Genomic DNA, 19,968 nt, shown 5'->3' with positions numbered 1-19,968 from the left:
TGTCAGGCCTCCCGGAGGAAAACAAGTAGAACCCGACCGTTGAATAGAAAGGCAGTCCGATGTTACAAACCACAGATGCTTGTCTTGAAGCGTGGACGGTCAGGGAGTCTCTCGCCGAGGCCATGATCCCGCTGATCGGCCGGCTGTACCGCGAGAACAACGTGGTGACCAGCATCCACGGCCGAAGCTTGATCAGCAAGTCCGCCATCGACATTCTCAAGGCGCACCGATTCGCGCGTCGAGTCAGTACGCAGGAATTGCGCCTGGAGGAAACTGCCCCGCTGCTGACCGCCCTGGCGAAGCTGGAGCTCGGTTCGGCTGCGATCGACATCGCGCTTCTGAACCAGAAATTCAAGGCACAAGGCAGTCACGCCAGTCTGGACGATTTTTTGCGCGCCGAGCTCGCTGGGATCGTTGGCAAGCGCGGCGGCGATTACCGTGCCAGCACCGACGTCGTTCTGTACGGCTTCGGCCGGATCGGACGCCTTCTGGCCCGTCTCCTGGTCGAAGAGGCAGGCGGCGGGCACGGACTGCGCCTGCGTGCCATCGTGGTGCGACGCAGCTCCGACAATGACCTTTCCAAACGCGCCAGCTTGCTGCGCCGTGACTCGGTGCACGGCTCCTTCAACGGCACCATCCGGATTGATGAGGCTGCCAACACCATCACGGCCAACGGGGTGCAGATCCAGGTCATTTACTCGAACGACCCGGCCACGATCGACTACACCGCCTACGGCATCCACAAGGCTCTCGTGGTTGACAACACTGGTCGTTGGCGCGATGTCGAAGGACTGTCCCGGCACCTGCAGAGCAAGGGGGTTGCTCGCGTTCTGCTGACGGCTCCGGGCGAGGGTGATCTGAAAAACATCGTGTACGGCATCAACCACGGCACTATCGAAGACACTGACCAGATCGTGTCAGCGGCGTCCTGCACCACGAATGCCATCACGCCGGTACTGAAAGCGATCAATAACAAATTCGGCGTTGTGCACGGCCACGTTGAGACCGTGCACTCCTTTACCAACGACCAGAACCTGATCGACAATTTTCACAAGGCCGACCGCCGCGGGCGCTCCGCCGCCCTGAACATGGTCATCACCGAAACCGGCGCCGCCCAGGCTGCTACCAAAGCGCTCCCTGAACTACGGGGCAAGCTCACGGGAAGTTCCATCCGCGTTCCTACCCCCGACGTTTCCCTGGCCATCCTGAACCTCACCCTGGAGAACGGCACCAGCAAGGGCGAGATCAACAGCTACCTCCGTGAGATGTCCCTTCATTCGGATCTGCGTCAGCAGATCGATTACTCCGACTCACCCGAGGTGGTTTCCGCCGATTTCGTCGGGTCCCGCCGTACCGGCATCGTTGACGGCCTCGCCACCATTTCAGACGAGAAGAACCTGGTCGTCTATGTCTGGTACGACAACGAATTTGGCTACAGCTGCCAAGTTATCCGTGTGATGGAAGAAATGGCCGGCGTGAACCGGCCGTCCTTCCCCTCCTCGGATGTCGTTGAAGAGGCGCTGTCGTTGCTTGCCGCCCTGGCCTAAGTTCAACCGCTGCTTATCTAGCTGCGGCCACCACCACCAGCCCGTCGAAGAGAGTTCGGCGAGCCGCATCAGAAAGGTACTTTGATATGAGCATCACCTTCAAGCCCAGTGAACTCTTTGCGGGGGAGCTCGACGAGTCTCTTCTGGGCCAGCCCTTCGCCGAGGTTCTCGGCGACGATATTGCGGTGAGAATGTCCGTTCCGTACGTCAGCGACGACTCGCGCATCTTGAGCGGAATCTGGGAAGCCGAGCCAGGCCTCTCGCGGTGGGAGTTCTTGGATCGCGGTGAGGCGATCCACGTGCTTGAGGGCCGCATGGTGGTCACTGAGGATGGCGGCGAAGCCATCACGGTGGAGGCCGGAACTGCCGCCGTCTTCCCCATTGGGTGGCAAGGCACGTGGGACATTCAGAAACGGATCAGAAAGTTCTTCGTAATTTTCAATTCTTGACCCGTTAGCTTTGCCACTTCAGGCCCGGGGTTCACCCCGGGCCTGACTTGTCCCCTACGATATGAGCCGAAACATGAAAATTGGAATTCTCACCAGTGGTGGCGACTGCCCCGGGTTGAACGCTGTGATCCGCGGTGCCGTATTAAAAGGAATCGCCAGCCACGGTCATGAATTCGTGGGTTTCCTTGACGGCTGGCGCGGTGTCGTTGAGGGTGACATCATCGACATCCCCCGTGCCCTGGTGCGGGGTATCGCCAAGCAGGGTGGCACCATCCTCGGCACCTCGCGCACCAACCCCTTCGACAATGGCGGCAGCCCCGAGGTCATTCGAGCGCACATGCGCCGGTTGGGCATCGACGCGATCATCGCGATCGGCGGTGAGGGAACCCTGGCGGCAGCTAAACGTTTGACCGACGCCGGGCTGAAGATCGTGGGCGTGCCCAAAACAGTTGACAACGATCTTGACGCCACGGATTACACCTTTGGGTTCGACACTGCGGTGCAGATCGCCACCGAGGCGATCGACCGGCTGCGCACGACCGGTGAATCGCACCACCGATGCATTATCGCCGAAGTGATGGGGCGTCACGTGGGTTGGATCGCGTTGCACGCCGGCATGGCCGCCGGTGCCCATGCCATCCTCATTCCCGAACAGAAGACCAGCATTGAGCAAATCACCCAATGGGTGCAAGACGCCAATGCCCGGGGGCGCGCACCGCTGGTGGTGGTGGCAGAAGGTTTTGTTCCGGAGCATCTGGACTCTGCCCACTCCGAGCGCGGCCTGGACACGTCCGGCCGTCCGCGGCTCGGCGGAATCGCCGACCAGCTGGCTCCGACGCTGGAAGCCCGCACCGGCATCGAAACCCGGGCCACTATTCTTGGCCATATCCAGCGCGGCGGCGTGCCGTCAGCCTTCGACCGGGTGCTGGCCACCCGGCTCGGCATGGCGGCCATCGACTCGGTGGTGGACGGCGCGTGGGGCACCATGGTTGCGCTCAAGGGCACGGAGATAGCACGGGTGCGATTTGAGCAGGCCCTGGGCCGGCTGAAGACGGTTCCGCAGAGCCGCTACGACGAAGCCGCGGTTCTGTTCGGTTGAGCATGTCGTTGGTCGAGCGAAGCCAAGCACCCGGCTTCAAATTCGCCCTGGCGAACAATGCCCGACACCGAACTGGGCGTGCCCAGTCGTCGGTGCCTCAGCGATTGAGCGGATGACGTGGCCAGCCGGCCGTCACGCCTGTTCGTCTTCCTCTGGTTCGAAGCTCGAAGCGGTGCCGGTGTGGCCTTCGGCTATCCCTCCGGGGTGATTGGGGATGGTGCCGTCTTTGCCGAGACCGTTCGGCTCCTTGGATTCGGTGTGGGTTTCCACGTCGGGGCCTTCGAACGAGTTGTCGTCGGCGTTGTCGGGCATGCTCGTGTTGGCGGAGGGCATTCTGGTTTCCTTCGTTCGTTCAGGTCGAATCTAGTGAGAGTAGACCCCTCTGACCATCTCGGGAAGGGCGCATCGGCCCAGGTAATTTACGCGACGGGGGAGAACCAGTACCGTGCGAGCCATTCCAGAAGCGCCTGCGCCTGATCGGTGCCCCGTTCCAGATGCACCTCGCCGGTACTCCCATCAAAGATGTCGTCGTATCCTGCCAAGTGTTTCACCGCAGGATCGGAGAGGGGGCGAAAGCCCATGGTCCATTGCGGAAATTGACGTTCTGTTATCGATTCTTCGCTGACCATGTGGATGCTGCGATGGCGCGGGTCGGCGGTGATGGCCCGCAACCGTGAGCGAACCTCCTGCTCGGGCCCCTCGAGGATTTGAATGAATTTGCGATCGTGATAGATGAGGGCACCGGTGAGCTGGTGCGCAACATTGTTCGCTCGCGCCTGCACCAGGATTGCGGCGATATCGTCGTCCGACATCGCGGTCGCCGCGGCACTTACATAGGCAATGGACAGCACGTTGTTCCCCCCGAACGTTTGTTAAGGTCTACTTTTCTCCTTGCCAAAGTACCTGTCCAGCCCCCAAGGGAGGGGGTCGCGCCCTACGCGGGGCGGGTCTGGTCGGCGAGCAACTCGAGCAGGTGCCGGTAGGGCTCCTCGGTGGCCCGGGTCATGCCGAGCTCACAGGTGCGGTTGCACGAGGCGTGCGCGGTCGCGCCCATCGCAGCAACCTCGGCGGCCTGCACCCGAGTTGCCGACGCCGTCAGCTCGGGGTGCAGCATGCCCCGGTCCCCGGCAAAGCCGCAGCATCCCCAGTTCTCCGGAATATCCACCCGGTCGGCGACGGCATCAGCCACACTCTGCAGCGCATCGTTGATTCCCATGCGCGTTGACGAGCAGGTCGGGTGCAGGGCCAGCGAGTCGAGCTTCGCGTAGGCGGGCAGCGAGGGCAAAATGTTCAGGGCAGCAAACTCCACCGCGTCCATAACGGTCAGCCGGTTCTTGCTCGTGTCGCTCTCAATGGTCTGCCGCAGCCCCTCGGTGCACGAGGAGGCATCGCAGATAATCGTGAGCTCGCCGTCGTTGGTGGCAGCGTGCAGCGCCGCCAGGGTGCGGGCGCGCATGCTGGCCTGTCCGGCCGCCATACCCTTCGACGCCCACGGGGTTCCGCAACACAGGCTGTCGATGGCCGGCGGCACGAGCAGGGTGATGTTCGCACGGTCGCAGAGCTCCTCGAAGCTCAGTTGCACGCCGGAGGTGGCGGCATCCGCTGCCCCAAACATGGTGCTGACGCAGGCTGGAAAGTACACAACGGATGCCGCAGAAACCGGAACAGCGCGCGCCCGCGACACCCCGCCGGCCGGCAGCTCGCCCGAGTAGAGGGGCACCGTGTCGGCCCCGAGCATCGCGCGGGCGAGCTTGTTCGGCCCGAGCACGAGCGGAGTCGGCACCTTTTTCACGACGGTGAGGGCCAGGCCGGCGCCGCGGGTGACGGTGCCCCAGTTCTGGGCGGCAGCGTTCCAGACCGCGCCGGCCACCGGATTCGCATCCGCTGCCCGCAGGCTCTTTACGAGCAGGCCGGTGTCGATGTTCACCGGGCAGGCCGTTTGGCACATTCCGTCGACCGCGCAGGTTTGCACGGCGTTGTAGTCGTAGTCCTTGGTGAGTGAAGCTGCCAAAGCAGTGTTGCCGTCGAGGCGCGCTTGCTCAATGGCGCGCAGGGTGACGATGCGTTGCCGGGGCGTCAGCGTGATCTCGCGGCTCGGGCAGACCGGTTCGCAGTAGCCGCACGACACGCAGCGGTCCACTTGTTCGGCCACGGCCGGGGTGCTCTTGATGTCGCGCAGGTGCACCTCGGCGTCATCGTTCATGAGCACGCCGGGGTTGAGCAGGCCGGCGGGGTCGCAGAGCAGTTTGATCTGCCGCATCACGTCGTAGAGTTCGTCGCCGTACTGCCGGCGCACGTAGGGCGCCATCACGCGGCCGGTGCCGTGTTCGGCCTTCAGCGATCCGCCCTCGCCGAGCACCAGCGACACCATGTCTTCGGTGAAATCGCGGTAGCGGTCCAGAGAGGCAGCCTCGGCAAAGCTGTCGGTGAGCATGAAGTGAATGTTGCCGTCTTTGGCATGTCCAAAGATCACGCTGTCGCGGTAGGAATACTTGTCGAACAAAGAGATCAGCTCGATGCAGGTGCGTCCCAGCGCGGGAACCGGCACCACCACGTCTTCGAGCAGCGCGGTGGTTCCCCGCGGCCGCGCCCCGGCCACGGCGGCGTAAAGGCCCTTGCGCAGATGCCACATCTGGGTGCGCGCGGCCGCGTCGGTGCTGAACCGTGCCGGGCTCGAGAGCCCCAGCCCGGCAGCGAGCTGCGAGCCCGTGCCCTGCAGCTCGGCCAGTAGCTCGGCGCTGTCGGCGTGATATTCCACCAGCAGTGCCGCGTGCGAGCGCACGGCCAAATCAGCAATTATCGGCGGGGCATCTGGCAGGCCCTGCCCTACCTTCAGCGACAGGGCGTCCATCAGTTCGAGGGTGGCCGCGCCGGTAGAAACGAGCGCGGGCAGGGCGGCGTTGGCGGCTTCGAGGTCGTCAAAGACCATGAGGCTGGTCGTTACGTGGGCGAGCTTCGGAACGGTGCGAAACACGGCGTCGGCCACAAAACCCAGCGTGCCCTCGCTGCCCACTATGAGGTGCGCGAGAATATCGACCGGCCGCTCATGGTCGAGCAGGCTGTTCACGCCGTAACCCATGGTGTTCTTCATCGAAAACTGGTGCTTAATCGTGGCGACGGATGCCGGGTTGCCGCGCACACGCTGCCTCAGCCGCACGAGCCCCGCGTGCAGTGCGGGTTCGAGCGCGCGAAGCCGCTCGTCGGCATCCGCTGCCCCGGTGTCGATCACCGTGCCGCTCGGCAACACCACGGTGAGCGATTCGAGGGTTTGGTAGGTGTTGTCTGTGGTGCCGCAGGCCATGCCCGAGGAGTTGTTGGCGATGACGCCGCCCACGGTGCAGGCTATTTCGCTGGCCGGGTCGGGCCCAAACTTGCGGCCGTAGCGGGCCAGCCGGTTGTTGAGCGCACGCACGGTGACGCCGGGCTGCACGCGCACGCGGGCTCCGCCATCGAGCACCTCGATCTTCTTAAAGTTGCGGCGCACGTCTACCAGTACGCCGTCGGTGAGGGCCTGGCCGCTGAGGCTGGTACCTCCCGAGCGAAAGGTGAGTGGAACACCCTGCGCGGCGCTCGCCGCCAGCAGCTGGCCCACTTCGTGCGCGTCACCGGCCACCACGACCGCCTGCGGAATGAGCAGAAAGTGCGAGGCATCGTGCGCATTGGCGTGCAGGTCAATATCCCGGGTCAATACCCGGGTCGGGTCGGCCACGGACGTCTGCAGCTCGCGCACGAGCGGCACGTTCAACTGCGGCGAAGCGGATGCCGCGCGCCGCGCCAGGGTGTCAGACATTTACGGAACCATCCAGCCGAGAATGGGCGTTGACTGCAGCACGATCAAAGCGGTGATGAGTACCAGCAGGCCCAGGCTCCAGCCGATCAGTTTGCGAAACAGCGTGCCTTCTTCGCCGGCCATGCCCACGGCTGCGGCGGCCACGGCCAGGTTCTGCACGCTGAGCATCTTGCCGAGAACACCGGCCGAGGAGTTGGCGGCGGCCATCAGCACCGGCGAAAGGCCGGTCTGGGTCGCGGCGGCGACCTGCAGCTGGCCAAACAGTGAGTTCGATGAGGTGTCGCTGCCGGTAAGCGCCACGCCGAGCCAGCCAATGACGGGGGAGAGCACGGCAAAGAACACGCCGGTGGTGGCGAGTGCAACGCCGAGGCTGTTGGTCTGACCCGAAAGGTTCATGACGAACGAGAGACTGAGCACGCTCGTGACGGTGACAATGGTCCAGCGCAGCTGCACGAGCGTCTGCCAGTAAATGGCGAGGCCGCGGCGAATCGACATGCGATACATGATCATGGTGACGATGCCCGAGAGCATCAGCAGGGTACCGGTGGCCTTGATGTGGTCAAGCTTAAAGCTCTGGGCGGCAACGGGGTCTCCGGCGGCGGTGACCACGTCGAGCCCGGGCCAGGCGAAGGTCACGCTGCCCACGGCGCCCAGCCAGGCCTTGACGGCGGGAATCTGGGCGATCGAGAAGATGCCCATAATGATCAGGTACGGCGCGATGGCCTTCCACACCTGACGGGCCGGGGGGCGGGTGGTTTTCTCCATAACGGCAGTCGAGCCGGTCACCGGGGCGGTAGAGGTGACGGACGAGGCTGAGACGGATGCCGTGCGACGGCCGGTCGGACCGGCGGAAGCAACGGCGGAATCGTGGCTGGCAGCATCCGTCACACCGATGATCTCTCTGGGCTGCCAGAACCGCAGCATGGTGAGTACCGCGGCAACGGTAACGACGGCGGCCACAACGTCGGTGAGTTCAACGGCAAGGTAGTTTGAGGTGACGAACTGGGCCAGGCCAAACACCAGCCCGGCCACGAGGGCTACCGGCCAGGTCTGTTTGAGGCCGCGCTTGCCGTCAACCATGAACACCAGAATGAGCGGAACGAGCACGGCAATGAACGGCGTCTGGCGGCCGGCCATCTGGGCGAGGTCGTGAATGGGTAGGCCGGTGACGCCGTTGAGGGCAATGATCGGTGCTGCCATAGCGCCGAAGGCCACCGGGGCGGTGTTGGCGAGCAGGGAGACGAGCGCCGACTTCAGCGGTTTCATGCCGGCGGCCATGAGCATGGCGGCCGAGATGGCCACCGGGGCGCCAAAGCCGGCGAGCGATTCGAGCAGGGCGCCGAAGCAGAACGCAATGAGAATAGAGAGAATGCGCAGGTCATTGGTGATGGAGCGAATGGTGCGGCCCAGCACCTCAAACCACGGCGTGGCCACGGTGAGCTTGTAGATCCACAGCGCGTTGACCAAAATCCAGAGGATGGGGAACAGGCCGTAGAAGGCTCCGGCCGCGGCGGCGCTGAGAGCCTGGCCCACCGGCATCTGCCAGCCCACGATGGCCAGCACGATCGAGAGCAGCAGGCTGGCGAGAGCGGCCTTATGCGCCTTCATGCGAAACACGCCGAGCAGCACAAACAACAGCACGAGGGGGAGGGCGGCGCACAGGGCCGACAACAGCAGATTGCCAAAGATGGGGTCGGTGATCTGCACAAAGAGGTCTGAACGGGGTAACAACATTGGTCTCCACACTGAGAACGCGTCACAGGCGCAACGACTAGTCGATTGTCTAACAAGTGTTCAAGTAAGTCAACATTACGGGTTGTACGGTCTGGGATGATATAGGCACCCCCGTTGAAAGGTGAGCCCACGTGCCCATCCCCGTTGCAGCGATCTCCATCGTCGACGCCATCACCACCGATCTGCGCACACGCCTGTTCGCCGGCAAGCTCACCCCAGACGCGGCGCTCACCGAAACCGACATTGCCGCCAGCTACGACGTGGCGCGGCCCACCGCCAAGGCTGCGATCGAGCGTCTCGTTGCCGAGGGGCTTCTGGTGCGCGGGCCGCATAAAACCGCCCGGGTGGCGGTGCTCGGTCCCGAGGCAGTGCGCGACATCTACCTGGCGCGCGCCTACCTCGAGAGCGAAATTTTGCGCCGGTTAGCTGCCCAAAAACTGGTGCCAGCGCAGGCCGTGGCGGCCAACCAAGAAATTGCCCACCTCACGGCGGGCTCACCGATGGATCTCATTGAGCCCGACATGCGCTTTCACCTCGGCCTCATTGAGGCCATCGGCAACGAGAGGGTGACCAAAATGTATCGCTCGCTCATGAGTGAGGTGCGCCTCTGCATGACCCGAGTGCAATCCCTCAATTTGCTCGCCCCCGGCCTCATCCATGCCGAACACCAGCGCATTCTCGAACTGCTCGAGGCCGGCGACGGCGAGGCCGCCGCCCAGTTGCTCGACGACCACCTGGGCCGAGCCCGCGAGCGCCTGGTCGCCGCCCTGGGCGGTGAGGCCGGCCCCCAGGCGACGATCGCCACCCCGCTCCTGCCCTAACAGTGGCATTTATGCCTCGTCGTCGAGGTAGGCGGCGAGACCGTGTGCGGCGTGCCGGTCGAGGTTTCCACGGTTGCGGTCGTAACGCACGGTCATTCGAGGGTCGGCATGCCGAGCAAAGATCTGCGCGTCGCGCAACGTGGCCCCGCCGTCGAGCGCAGCGGTAATCGCACTGTGTCGCAGCGTATGCGGGTGCAGTCCGGCGGGTAAACCGGCCAGCTTGCCGAGAGATTTGATGCGCCTATAGGCCGATCCACGCTCCATGGCCGTGCCGATGTTCGTGACGAGAAGCTGGCCGACCGTGCGGTCTCCCGCGCAGTTCTCAAGGGCCTGTAATACGGGCGGCGGGAGGGGGATCGTGGCCGGCTTCCCGCCTTTGCCCATGACTCGAAGCACTCGATGTCCGCTCTTTGTCTCAGCAAAATCTTCAATCTGTACGCTGCAGGCCTCGCTCACGCGAAGGCCCAGCATGCCCATGAGAATAACGAGCGCGGCGTCGGTGGTCGACTTCGTTCGAGCCGTTTGAATAAGCTGCCTCAGCTGTGAGCGGTCAAGGCCCATTGCCGCATTTTCGTCCCAGACTACCTTCGGCATGCGCACGAACGTCATGGGCGAGTGGCTGATGCGGCCGTCGGCCTCCGCTATGCGGTAGAAGCCCTTGATGACCGACAATCGGCGAAAGGTGGCCGCGGCACCATTGCCGCGCACTTCCTCCAGGTAGCGAGCGAAGAATTCGATATGCACCCGCTCAGCCCCGAGGGGCCGGATTCCGTTCACCGCGCACCATTCGAAGAAGATGCGTAGATCGCCCAGGTACAGCACCCGGGTGGCGCCTTTGTACCTGGCGAGAAATGCCGTGGCGGCCATCTCTTCGGCGGTCATCTGGGCGTTGAACATGGGCTCGATCGGGCCGGGCCTCAACATAGTCGACCTCCAGATGCCAAGAGAAGGGTGGCTCCTGCCGGCACGACGCGACGGGGTCATCGCACTGTGCGGTATTAGAAGGCTATGCACCTGCCCCAACGCGCTGCCGCAGCAAGCGGAAAAAGTGTGGACAACGTCAATACTCCTGGCTGTGGAGAAGGCGGGCGAGGTAAGTGCTGTCGAGCACAGGTGACAAATAGATCGGCGGGGCGTATTCCGCCCCCTTGCCTACCCAGATCCGGGTTGGTCAACTAAACTTGGTCAACATGAGCGAGCAGGTGAATGTTCAGGATGCGAAAACGCGGCTCTCCGAGTTGTTGGCGCGGGTCGAGCGCGGTGAAGAGATAATCATTGCGCGCGGGGGAAGCCCGATCGCACGCCTCTCAGCCTTGCAGGCCGCCCCGATGCGTGAATTGGGTTTTGTGCCTGGAGGCTCGATCCCTGCATCGTTCTCTGACCCCCTCTCCGCTGACGAGCTGGCTTTGTGGGGCGGGGCGTGAGGCTCCTCCTCGACACGCATGCGCTGCTCTGGGCGCTCCGTGACCCGGCCCAGTTGTCCGCCGAGGCCACCGCGCTAATTCGCGATCCCTCCAACGAACTCATCGTGTCAGCGGCGACGGCGTGGGAGATTGCGACCAAGCACCGAATCGGAAAGCTGCCGGATGCCTCGCCGATACTGATCGCCTATGCCGAGTACCTGCAGCGCCTGGGGGCCGTGGAATTAGCGATCACATCGCGGCACGCACTCGCTGCCGGTCAACTGGACTGGCACCACCGTGACCCTTTTGACCGCATTCTGGCGGCGCAAAGCATGTTGGAATCGCTCACCCTGGTAACGGCGGATGCCACGTTCCAATCCCTGAGCGGCGTGCACACATTTGCCGCGAACTGACCCGGCAGGAGCCAAATCTACTCGCCCCCGGCAGTCCGCCGCCCCAATACAAGCGGATGCCACCCGCTCCTGACGCGCCGACGGCCGACCCAATGAGAGATACGTACTACGCAACGTACGTGCCCTAATCGAGAAATCTAGTAATATCTACGTCACTCTAGCTTTGAGGTAGAGTCAGCTAGATTTCACTAGATATGAGGCGCTCTATGGCCGACGATGGCGATAGCGGCAGCTCGTCGGGCGAAATTGCCGTGCGCATGCGCCGCTCGCCGGCAAGTCTCGGTCCAAATCGTGCCAACCTGATATCTAAGGGACTGATCTATGCACCGGAGCACGGTGTCGTTGCATGCACAGTGCCCGGCATGGCCGCATTCATCCTCCGTCAGCCCCAGTAGTCGTCGTTAAACCATCCGCCGAACACCCAGCCTGACGCGGTCGGCGTCGGGGCTACGGCCAGAGTCCGCAGGGCCAATCGCTGCCTGTCAGCCCTTCCGTGCCCGCCCAGGTCGAACGACATGACCGAATCGACCACTGTCTTATACCCCAACCAGGTGGGCGAGGTGACGCCCGCATCCAGCCCGAATTCCGTCAGTTTGGTGCATTTGTCGAGGTTGTCTTATCAGGGTGTCGCGGCAACCGACACGACAACAGCCGACCCGCTCTAAGCCGAGGAATGCAACCAACTTCCACGATTGATGACAGTCAGAACAGCGCAGTCGACGCAAATCCCGGCCGCACAATCGTGGCATTTAGTGCTCCACAACGGATGCAGCGGACCTGGGACTTCCTGGCGTCCCTGTCTACCTGTTGCAGGCACAGCCCTACGCGAGTGGGTTCCTATGCCGCGTACGTCTTCCAGGTATCGAGTCACGATTTTGATGTGAATATTGGCCGACCCGAAGGCGATCGTGGATGGCGTCGATCGGACGACCAGGTCATACGCCGATTCCGGCTTCAACCCGGAACTCGACAAGGTCACGGTCCAGCCGGCGGCAGTATTGTTCCCGGTCAGGCCGAGTTCCAACGTCAAGCTCCGCGCAGAATCTCCAGGCTTCACGACATGAGCGACATCAGTCCACATCGCCTTCACGGTCACGTCGGCGGTCGACGAAACGCACCCCGATGCCGCTCGTTGACTAGGTCACGGTCAACGCACCGCTGCGCCCTACTCGGCCGGATACCCCTCCGCCTTCAGCATCCGGGCCAAATGCGCGGCGTTCCGGGCGAGGCGGGCATTGGCCGTTGCGATAGCCTCCGGCACCTCGTCGAGGTCTTGGAAGTCGACGGTCTGCATGGCCTCGCCCACCCAGTAGGTGCCGCCCTGCGCGGGGATGCTGAAGCCGATGTCATTCATCGCCTGCATCATGTCTGCGATGGCCTTGTGGGCGCCGTCTTCGTTGCCGACGACGGCCACCGTGGCCACCTTGTCGTACATGATCGGGCGGCCCTGGGCATCCGTTTCGGCGAGGTCGGCGTCGAGGCGTTCCATCACTTGCTGGGCCACGCTGCAGGGGTGTCCCATCCAGATGGGAGTGCTGAGCACAATGATGTCGGCCGCGAGAATGCGCTCCCGCAGGGCCGGCCATTCGTCGCCGTTGCCCATATCGGCGAGCACGCCGCGTTTCACATCGTGGTCGACCACGCGCACCGAGGAGGTCTCGACACCGTGTTTCTCGAGCTCGTCGAGAATGAGTCGCGCCAGCAACTCACTGCTCGACGGTGCGGGGGAGGGGGTCAGCGTGCACACCAGGGCAAGAGCGGTGAGAGCAGGCACAGGAGGGTTCCTTTCGTCAGGGCGGAATGCGTCACGGCCGGTCACAGCAGCGCGGCGCAGAGTCTGGTCGAAAGAGTTCTACACCCGCTGTGGCGCCCTGGGCCGCCGGTCCCGAGAGTCCCAGTACATTGCCCGGTTCGCGCCGTGGCGCCTTCTCGAGCGGATGCCCGCGCTCACCCTCCCAGCGCCGCCTCGAATACGGCCGTCACACTGCCTAGCAAACCTACGACAACATCTTGACACTCTACTGCGTGGTGTTAAACGTTTAGCAGAACTTGCTCTACATGCGCCGAATAGCCGTCATGAACGACGTGCCCGAGGGAATGCCTGCGGGTCGGGAGCGCCCGGTCAGGAGATGCTCAACCGGGCGGCGAGGAGACGCTCAACCGGTCTACGAGGAGACTCCTCGTGAGTCGCTCGGGCGCCGAGTCGTAAGTCAGGTGAGCGACCGGTCGTCGTCGAAACACCACAGCGGATGCCGTCGGCACAATGGTGCCAGCTTCAGAGCCAATATGACCGAGCCCGACTGACGGACCGCTACGGCGAATAATATGTGTTGAAACAGAATGCCATATCTCTGCAGTGTCACTCGTTCTTCAATGAGGCTGAGCACACCCAAATAGGAAAGCGCGGAGCGGTTTCTCTACAAAGAGAGCGGACACGTGTCGTAATTCGTGAATGAAACTGGCGCGGGTTCGGCTACGCTCAGCGGCAGGGGGACTTATGATTACCAGACACAACGGAATACCCAGGCCACGGATCTCCAGCATTCAAAGCATGCGAGGCGTGGCAGCGACTCTGGTCCTAGCCACCCACGCCATCGGCATCGCAGCCGATACGTCTACGGGTTGGTTCACTCTGCGCGATGTATTCAACTTCGATGAATTCGGGGCCATCGGCGTCGACCTGTTCTTCATAATCAGCGGATTCGTCATGGCTTACGCAGTTGCTGACAGGTCGGGAGTAGGGCCAGCTGCTGGCTTTCTTGGCATGCGGTGGGTCCGCGTGGCCCCGCCCTACATAATCGCAAGTTTGATAATGTTGCCAATCGCCATATTTCAGAACATGCCGCCGACAGGACTCGCGCTCTTCAACGCTATTTCGTTCGTCCCATGGCTAGATTCAGCCGAGTACAGCGTTCCCGTCTTATATCTCGGCTGGACGCTATCATTTGAGGTTTCGTTTTACCTACTTGTAGCCATAACAGTTTCTTCTGGCTTGTCTCGGAAAATCGGATGGCTTGGTGTGGCGATGGTCGTCATGGTTGCCTTAGGTCAACTCTTCACAGGGGCACCGTTCTTGGTCCGGTGGTTTACAAACCCAATCCTCTTAGAGTTCACGCTAGGAATCCTCGCTTACGTGATTTGGAAGCGTGGGCTCCTAATCCAATACAAATGGTTTTGGGCTTGTGCCGGGGTCGTGAGCATAGCGGCGTTGATTCCGGTGGCCGTGTCTGGGGACATTCCTATGGCAAAGATGGAATCTATAATGGATGGCTCCATGAGCCTTGATCGAGTCATTCTTTGGGGCGTACCGACGTTCTTCATCTTTGCCGCGGTTCTTGCATTCGATTGGCAGCGGGCTGGGCGGTTCTCAAGGCTCTGTGCCAGTCTGGGTGACGCTTCATATTCCGTCTATCTAATTCACGTCCCGGCTTTAGCTTGCGTAACTTTTTTGTTGAGGCGGCTTCCGTATAACGTACCGGCAGACGTGATCTTTCTTGCGTGCATGGTAGTTGGGCTGGCGTCAGGTTTCTTGTTTTTTCGACTCCTTGAGCGTCCTCTCACAGCATTTCTTCGAGGTCGGGCTGCCAAATTGGCGGTGCGCATAAGTGCCGTGCTGCGCTCGGCCGACTAGTCGGCCCATGTCCAGACATGACCCAGTTTGGAAGCGAGTGTGGCCAAAGGACTTCAGATGGACCGACGTGAAACATTCGGCGTAACCCGAAGACGTGACGTCTAGGGTCCGGGAGAAGTCATCTCAACGGTTGGGCGCTCACCTGGAATTTTTGACCTAAGATACTGGAGGGGGTCAGGAAAAATCAAAGTTTCAGGATTGCAGGATTGATGCAAATCGATCAGCTTCGAACCATGAAGACAACCAATAGGGGGGCGAAACTGGAGCGATTCCAAACACGTCGCACAGGGCCCTTTATCCTCGGCCTTCTTTCAGCCTTCTACATCCCTGTCTTTGGACAGCTCTATTTGGCGGAAATCGTCGTTATCGTCCTGTTCGTTTCGGTTTTGCTTACACGAAATAGGTTCTGTTCGAAAGAACTTCGACTCACGACATTGCTTATCATTTTATGGGGCTTCGGGCTGATGCTCAGTTCCCTATGGAATCAAGCAGACATTTCATCATTCGTAACCGACTTTTCTGCTGTACTATTCTTACTTCTAAGCATTCAATTCATCTTAAATCTGTGCGCCTCAGAATCGGATTTCCGCAACCTGTTTATGGGCGTTGCCCTTGGATATCTGCTTGCATGTATTGTCCAACCAGGAATATTTTTTAGCGCATCCCCTTGGAAGTTCGGCTACGCAGTCCCAGTGACACTTCTAGCGGTCTGGATTGCATCGCGGCTGCGGAACTTCCTTTTGCGGTGGGTTGTCCTCGCCGTCCTGGCAGCGATCAACATCCTTGGTGACTTTCGATCCATGGCCCTGATAGTAGTCATTGTTCTCTGCGTTGACATTGCTCGCTTAGCTTTTCAGAAAAGACTTCGATCGCGCAGTGACCGGACACGCTTCCTAATCACTGTGATAATCATCGCTGTTTCCGTCGGGACCCTGCTGTCGATGGTGTATACAGGGCTTGCAAATGCTGGAATTCTCGGAGCATCAGCGGAAGTTCGATCTCGCATGCAGGGTGGAGGATCAGCCCTAGTCATGTTGTTGGGGGGTAGAAACGAGATCTTCTACAGCATTCCCGCTGCACTGAACAGTCCATTGTTGGGCTACGGCCCCGCTGCGGAGATATCCAGACAAATATCTGACCAAGCAAGAATGAGTCTCGCGAGTATTGGCTTGAGCGAACTTGCAACGCAGGAGCGGGCGGAAGGCAACCTGCCCGTTCACTCCACGATCATGGGCGCATGGATAAGTGCTGGCGTTCTGGGACTGGCAGTATGGATATACATCTCGCAGGTGATAATTCGCGGATTCTCAGTAGTGGTGGCGTCTCTAGAGCATAAATGGGTTCTGCCAGGGTTCCTCACGTTGATGCTCCTCTGGAATATGGCGTTCTCTCCGTTCGGTGGGTCGGCTCGCTTTTTAACTGCGGCAACGATCGCATGGTCCATCTACTCGATACAGAGGTCTCTTCCGGTTCAATCTGCCAGATTCATCGAGGCGTCAGCGATGAGAAGACCAATACGTTAGCACCAAGGAAGTAAATCAATTTCTGGAGTTCAAAGAACCGCAATCCACGGGTCCACCGGTGTTTTGCATGAACAAACCTATGGAGAAACTCGTGAACGTGGCTATTTCTATTCTTATGCCGTCCTACAATCCAGGCCAGTACGGAATTCAGGCAGTTGAAAGTGTCCTCCAGCAACTTGGCCCGGCGGATGAGATAGTTATCCAAGATGGGAATTCGACTGATGGTTGGCTAGCTGACGTTATGAAGCTTGATGACTCCCGGGTGAAAATCGTAAGCGAGCCGGACGAAGGGCAGGCAGACGCGCTGAATAAAGCACTTCTTCGCGCAAGCAACGACTGGGTCGGATGGCTCAACGCCGATGATGTGTATTTTGATGGGGCGTTGAACTCAATCCGAAGCGCAGCTGATTCAGACGCCGGCATGAACGCACTATATGGCAATTTCAGCGTAATTGATGCCGAAGGCTCGGTCATCTACCGTAAGAATGTGCCGGAAATATCTCTCAAGACCCTGGCTCTGAAAGGTTGTGGGGTTTTTAGCGGTTCATTCTTTGTTCGTCGATGTGACCTCAATCGTGCCGGAGGATTTTCAAAAGAATACCAGTATTGCATGGACTACGAATTGTACCTGAGGTTATGGAGTATGGAAAGCTTTCGCGGTACTCGTATGACGTGTCAAATTGGGGCTTTACGAATTCATCCGGGAACAAAAACTTCATCGGCCCCATGGAGTTTTTTTTGGGAAGCGCGTAAGGCTCGCCGTTCTCTTATCGGAGACCGATGGCTCCTCCTCGCATCCGGCGGCGAGACCTTCAGGCATGCGCTTACGGCGGGAACTCATCGATTGAGACAAACGAAGATGTATCGGGATACACGAAACAGGTTTTCCAATGTATGAGACGAAAGGTAGCATTTGCCCGCCGCGCTTATGTCCGAATGGCTCTGTGCAATAGAATATAAGTGTTACTCAAGGCTCTGGCCCGACGGGTTCAGTGATTGAGTTTTTCGTATGATCACCCCATATACGCCAACTCAATAATCAAAAATCGGATCATGCTATTAGTTGAGGTCAAATATGAACAAGAGTGAGGAGTTCGAGGACTCATGCGCGTCAAATTTGACGATCAGATATTCGTAAGTCAAGTTCGTGGGGGAATTAGTTCTTACTTCGCTTGGTTGGTACGTGAGTTTCGATCCAACGCGTGCTACAACGTAGAAGTTACCGGCTTGCCGGTCTTTTCGAAGACTTCGGGCGCCCACGATGCGCTCGGCTCGAGACCGTTCCCGATCAACATTCTAAATCGACCACGAATATTGTCATTTGCCAATGGTCTCGCGCGGAGTCCGCGCCTGAGACCTGACCTAGTCCATTCCACATACTACAATTCTCGCCATTTGGCTAAGGGCCATAAGAGAGTCATGACGGTCCATGATATGTCACCGGAAATTTTGCCAGACAAGTTTGCACTCGGCGATGCGCATAAGTACAAGGCCCAGCAGGTCACTGAGGCTGATGCAATTTTGTGCGTTTCAGAAACCACGAAGAATGATCTGTTGTCATACTTCCCGAAAATATCCGCTCCAATCTTCGTAACGCCACTCGCCGTGGGAGATCCCTTTCTTGGGGAACTTCCAACTGTTACCTCGATGTTGGAGACCCCACGTACCTTTGTACTCTTTGTGGGCGCGCGATTTTCGTACAAAGGATTCGATGTGTTCCTCAAAGCCTTTGCTCTGCTTCGTGAAGACCTAGATGTTGGATTAGTTCTCGTGGGTGGCAATCCGCTGGATAACTTGGAACGGCAGCAAATTCGTGCTTTGAATCTCGGGAAAAATTTTCTTCACTGCAGCCCCACGGATGCAGATCTTGCGACGATATATCGACGCGCAACAGTGTTTGTCTACCCTTCGTTCTACGAGGGTTTCGGTCTTCCAATCCTTGAAGCGCTCGCGTGCAGTTGTCCAATCGTTATTTCGAACGCCCCAGCGTTGCTCGAGGTTGCCGGTGACGCCGCACGGGTCTTTCCGCGTGGCGACGAGCGTGCCCTAGCAGCGGAAATGTTGTCAGTGGTTGATCACGCTGAACGCACTCAGGTTCTCCAGGCACTCGGGCTGAATCGGGTGGCTGAATTCAGCTGGCAGAAGACGGCCGAACTCACAAGGAATGCGTATCAACAGGTCCTTGGATGATGGCATCTCGACGGTCTATTCGATGCCCGCGTCCCAGTGAAAATATTCGAGATATGGCAATTCGGCGGGCGTTCGTGTCCGGTGCTGGCGCAAAAGTACTAACAATTCTGCTCGGTCTCGCCGCGATTGGGGCTGCGACTAGACACTTGGGCGCTAACGCCTACGGCGTAGTGGCAATCATTGTGGGGCTAACTGGTCTATTTGGGTTTCTTGACTTCGGCATTGGCGGATCTCTCGTGAGTGACCTTGCCCGGTCGTATGCGCGCAGGACGGTCCGCGATATGCGCACTGCGGTCACAAATTCATATGCTGCCTTATCAGTAATTGGTGGACTGGTCGTAGTTTTAGGTTGTCCCATTGTTCTAAACTTGCCGAGTGAACTACTCTTTGACGCTCCAGGCGTGAATGCAACTGAGATCAGACTTTCCCTGTTATTGTACGTGGTTGCGACTGGCGTGACGCTTCCATTCAACGTGGGACCGCGGATAGCTCTGTCCTTACAATTTGGACTATTGACTGGCATAGTAAATCTAGTCAGCGGGGTGATGGTGCTCGTTTTAGTCGCGATAGGTGTCTCGTTCGATCTGTCGCTCAGTTACTTTGTTCTCATATTCGTGGGTGTGCCTGGTATTACCAATTTTGCTGTGACAATCTACCTATTTATTCGGCATAAAAGGTATGTTCTACCGAAGTGGAGTCTGCTAAGTTTTTCGGGGGCTTTGAATATGGTCCTAAGAGGTTTGCCATTTCTCGTTATGGGAATCGCCGGAGCGATTGCTTATCAAACGGATATTCTCGTTGTTGCATACGTTCTGGGCTCAGCGGGTGCCGCTGTCTTTGCTGTTCTGACGCGCATATTTTCGTCCCTTATTCAATTGTTTGCTGGTGGTCTGCAGCAGATGTGGGCATCGGTAGCTCATGCGCTAGCTGAGGATGATAAAGAATGGGTGCGTCGGAAATTTTGGCATACTTTTTCGATAACTATGACGCTGTTTGTTGTTGCAGCTGGCCTGGCCGTGTTATTGGGCCCGTCGCTAGTCCCAATTTGGGTAGGTTCCTCAATTTCCCCATCTTGGGATCTCTTTCTTGCCTTCGCAGTCTGGAACACATACAACTTTGCCATGATGCAGTTTAGTTTTCTGCTGAATGGTGCTGGGAAAGTATGGTCACAGGCGATTCCCGCGTTGATCATGGCGGGGATAAATGTTCCACTCAGCATCTATTTGACCCAGCAGATCGGTCTAGCAGGACCCCTCTACGGCAGCCTGATTTCGCATAGCCTCACGGTTGGATGGTTGACCGTTCTATGGGCGTTGAGGGTCCTCCGTCCTGCGGATAGCCAGGTCAGAATATCCTCTCATGCCTAGA

At 59.5% G+C, this 19,968-nt stretch carries 18 protein-coding genes; 12 read left to right on the top strand and 6 right to left on the bottom strand.

Annotation, left to right across the window (positions count from 1 at the left end; all coding sequences use genetic code 11):
* The first annotated feature begins 59 nt into the window (after positions 1-59).
* The 3 genes from QMK31_RS09100 (at position 60) to QMK31_RS09090 (ending at position 3,095) form a co-directional block, all read left to right on the top strand.
* A complete protein-coding gene (locus QMK31_RS09100; RefSeq protein ID WP_283500626.1) occupies positions 60-1,547 on the top strand; it encodes a glyceraldehyde-3-phosphate dehydrogenase in 1,488 nt (495 codons plus the stop codon).
* Between the two features lie 86 nt (positions 1,548-1,633).
* On the top strand, positions 1,634-1,996 hold the full coding sequence (locus QMK31_RS09095; protein ID WP_283500625.1) for a cupin domain-containing protein: 363 nt from the start codon (positions 1,634-1,636) through the stop codon (positions 1,994-1,996).
* 73 nt (positions 1,997-2,069) lie between these two features.
* Complete coding sequence (locus QMK31_RS09090; RefSeq protein WP_283500624.1) at positions 2,070-3,095, top strand: ATP-dependent 6-phosphofructokinase; 1,026 nt, start codon at positions 2,070-2,072, stop codon at positions 3,093-3,095.
* A gap of 132 nt (positions 3,096-3,227) precedes the next feature.
* On the opposite strand, the gene QMK31_RS09085 is transcribed toward QMK31_RS09090, so the two are convergent.
* The 4 genes from QMK31_RS09085 to QMK31_RS09070 all read right to left on the bottom strand — a co-directional run bounded on the left by QMK31_RS09085 (position 3,228) and on the right by QMK31_RS09070 (position 8,619).
* Positions 3,228-3,428, bottom strand: coding sequence for a hypothetical protein (locus QMK31_RS09085; protein WP_283500623.1), 201 nt, complete (start codon positions 3,426-3,428; stop codon positions 3,228-3,230).
* 86 nt (positions 3,429-3,514) lie between these two features.
* Entirely contained in the window at positions 3,515-3,946 is a 432-nt protein-coding gene (locus QMK31_RS09080; protein WP_283500622.1) for a BLUF domain-containing protein, read from the bottom strand.
* Positions 3,947-4,029: 83 nt separating this feature from the next.
* Positions 4,030-6,885, bottom strand: coding sequence for an FAD-binding and (Fe-S)-binding domain-containing protein (locus tag QMK31_RS09075; protein ID WP_283500621.1), 2,856 nt, complete (start codon positions 6,883-6,885; stop codon positions 4,030-4,032).
* On the bottom strand, positions 6,886-8,619 hold the full coding sequence (locus QMK31_RS09070; RefSeq protein ID WP_283500620.1) for an L-lactate permease: 1,734 nt from the start codon (positions 8,617-8,619) through the stop codon (positions 6,886-6,888).
* Between the two features lie 131 nt (positions 8,620-8,750).
* On the opposite strand from QMK31_RS09070, the gene QMK31_RS09065 reads away from it, so the two are divergent.
* On the top strand, positions 8,751-9,440 hold the full coding sequence (locus QMK31_RS09065; RefSeq protein WP_283500619.1) for a GntR family transcriptional regulator: 690 nt from the start codon (positions 8,751-8,753) through the stop codon (positions 9,438-9,440).
* A 9-nt stretch (positions 9,441-9,449) separates the two neighbouring features.
* Here the strand turns inward: QMK31_RS09065 and QMK31_RS09060 are convergent, their stop codons facing one another.
* On the bottom strand, positions 9,450-10,364 hold the full coding sequence (locus tag QMK31_RS09060) for a tyrosine-type recombinase/integrase (protein ID WP_283500618.1): 915 nt from the start codon (positions 10,362-10,364) through the stop codon (positions 9,450-9,452).
* Positions 10,365-10,630: 266 nt separating this feature from the next.
* On the opposite strand from QMK31_RS09060, the gene QMK31_RS09055 reads away from it, so the two are divergent.
* From QMK31_RS09055 to QMK31_RS17350, 3 genes are all read left to right on the top strand, one after another.
* Entirely contained in the window at positions 10,631-10,864 is a 234-nt protein-coding gene (locus tag QMK31_RS09055; protein WP_283500617.1) for a type II toxin-antitoxin system Phd/YefM family antitoxin, read from the top strand.
* Positions 10,861-11,256 (top strand): type II toxin-antitoxin system VapC family toxin, encoded by a 396-nt coding sequence (locus QMK31_RS09050; RefSeq protein WP_283500616.1) that lies wholly within the window; start codon positions 10,861-10,863, stop codon positions 11,254-11,256. The genes QMK31_RS09055 and QMK31_RS09050 overlap by 4 nt, the downstream gene beginning before the upstream one ends.
* Positions 11,257-11,450: 194 nt before the next feature.
* Positions 11,451-11,651: a DUF8462 domain-containing protein gene (locus tag QMK31_RS17350; protein WP_502852821.1), complete on the top strand. Its 201-nt coding sequence runs from the start codon at positions 11,451-11,453 to the stop codon at positions 11,649-11,651.
* A 770-nt stretch (positions 11,652-12,421) separates the two neighbouring features.
* Here QMK31_RS17350 and QMK31_RS09045 read toward each other — a convergent pair.
* The gene (locus tag QMK31_RS09045; protein WP_283500615.1) at positions 12,422-13,030 is read right to left on the bottom strand and encodes a flavodoxin family protein; all 609 of its coding nucleotides are present in this window, start codon (positions 13,028-13,030) and stop codon (positions 12,422-12,424) included.
* 678 nt (positions 13,031-13,708) lie between these two features.
* Between QMK31_RS09045 and QMK31_RS09040 the strand changes: the two genes are divergently transcribed.
* The 5 genes from QMK31_RS09040 (at position 13,709) to QMK31_RS09020 (ending at position 19,967) form a co-directional block, all read left to right on the top strand.
* Positions 13,709-14,887: an acyltransferase family protein gene (locus tag QMK31_RS09040; RefSeq protein ID WP_349361553.1), complete on the top strand. Its 1,179-nt coding sequence runs from the start codon at positions 13,709-13,711 to the stop codon at positions 14,885-14,887.
* 233 nt (positions 14,888-15,120) lie between these two features.
* On the top strand, positions 15,121-16,410 hold the full coding sequence (locus QMK31_RS09035) for a hypothetical protein (protein ID WP_283500614.1): 1,290 nt from the start codon (positions 15,121-15,123) through the stop codon (positions 16,408-16,410).
* A gap of 91 nt (positions 16,411-16,501) precedes the next feature.
* Positions 16,502-17,308 (top strand): glycosyltransferase, encoded by an 807-nt coding sequence (locus QMK31_RS09030; RefSeq protein WP_283500613.1) that lies wholly within the window; start codon positions 16,502-16,504, stop codon positions 17,306-17,308.
* A gap of 206 nt (positions 17,309-17,514) precedes the next feature.
* Positions 17,515-18,600, top strand: a complete 1,086-nt coding sequence (locus QMK31_RS09025) for a glycosyltransferase family 4 protein (protein WP_283500612.1) — start codon at positions 17,515-17,517, stop codon at positions 18,598-18,600.
* A 53-nt stretch (positions 18,601-18,653) separates the two neighbouring features.
* Entirely contained in the window at positions 18,654-19,967 is a 1,314-nt protein-coding gene (locus QMK31_RS09020) for an MATE family efflux transporter (RefSeq protein WP_283500611.1), read from the top strand.
* The last annotated feature ends 1 nt before the right edge of the window (position 19,968 follow it).

It is taken from the genome of Cryobacterium sp. PH31-O1 (assembly GCF_030063455.1).
GTDB lineage: Bacteria > Actinomycetota > Actinomycetes > Actinomycetales > Microbacteriaceae > Cryobacterium.
The sequence above is the reverse complement of the archived record's forward strand: the minus strand, read 5'-3'. Positions and strand labels throughout refer to the sequence as shown.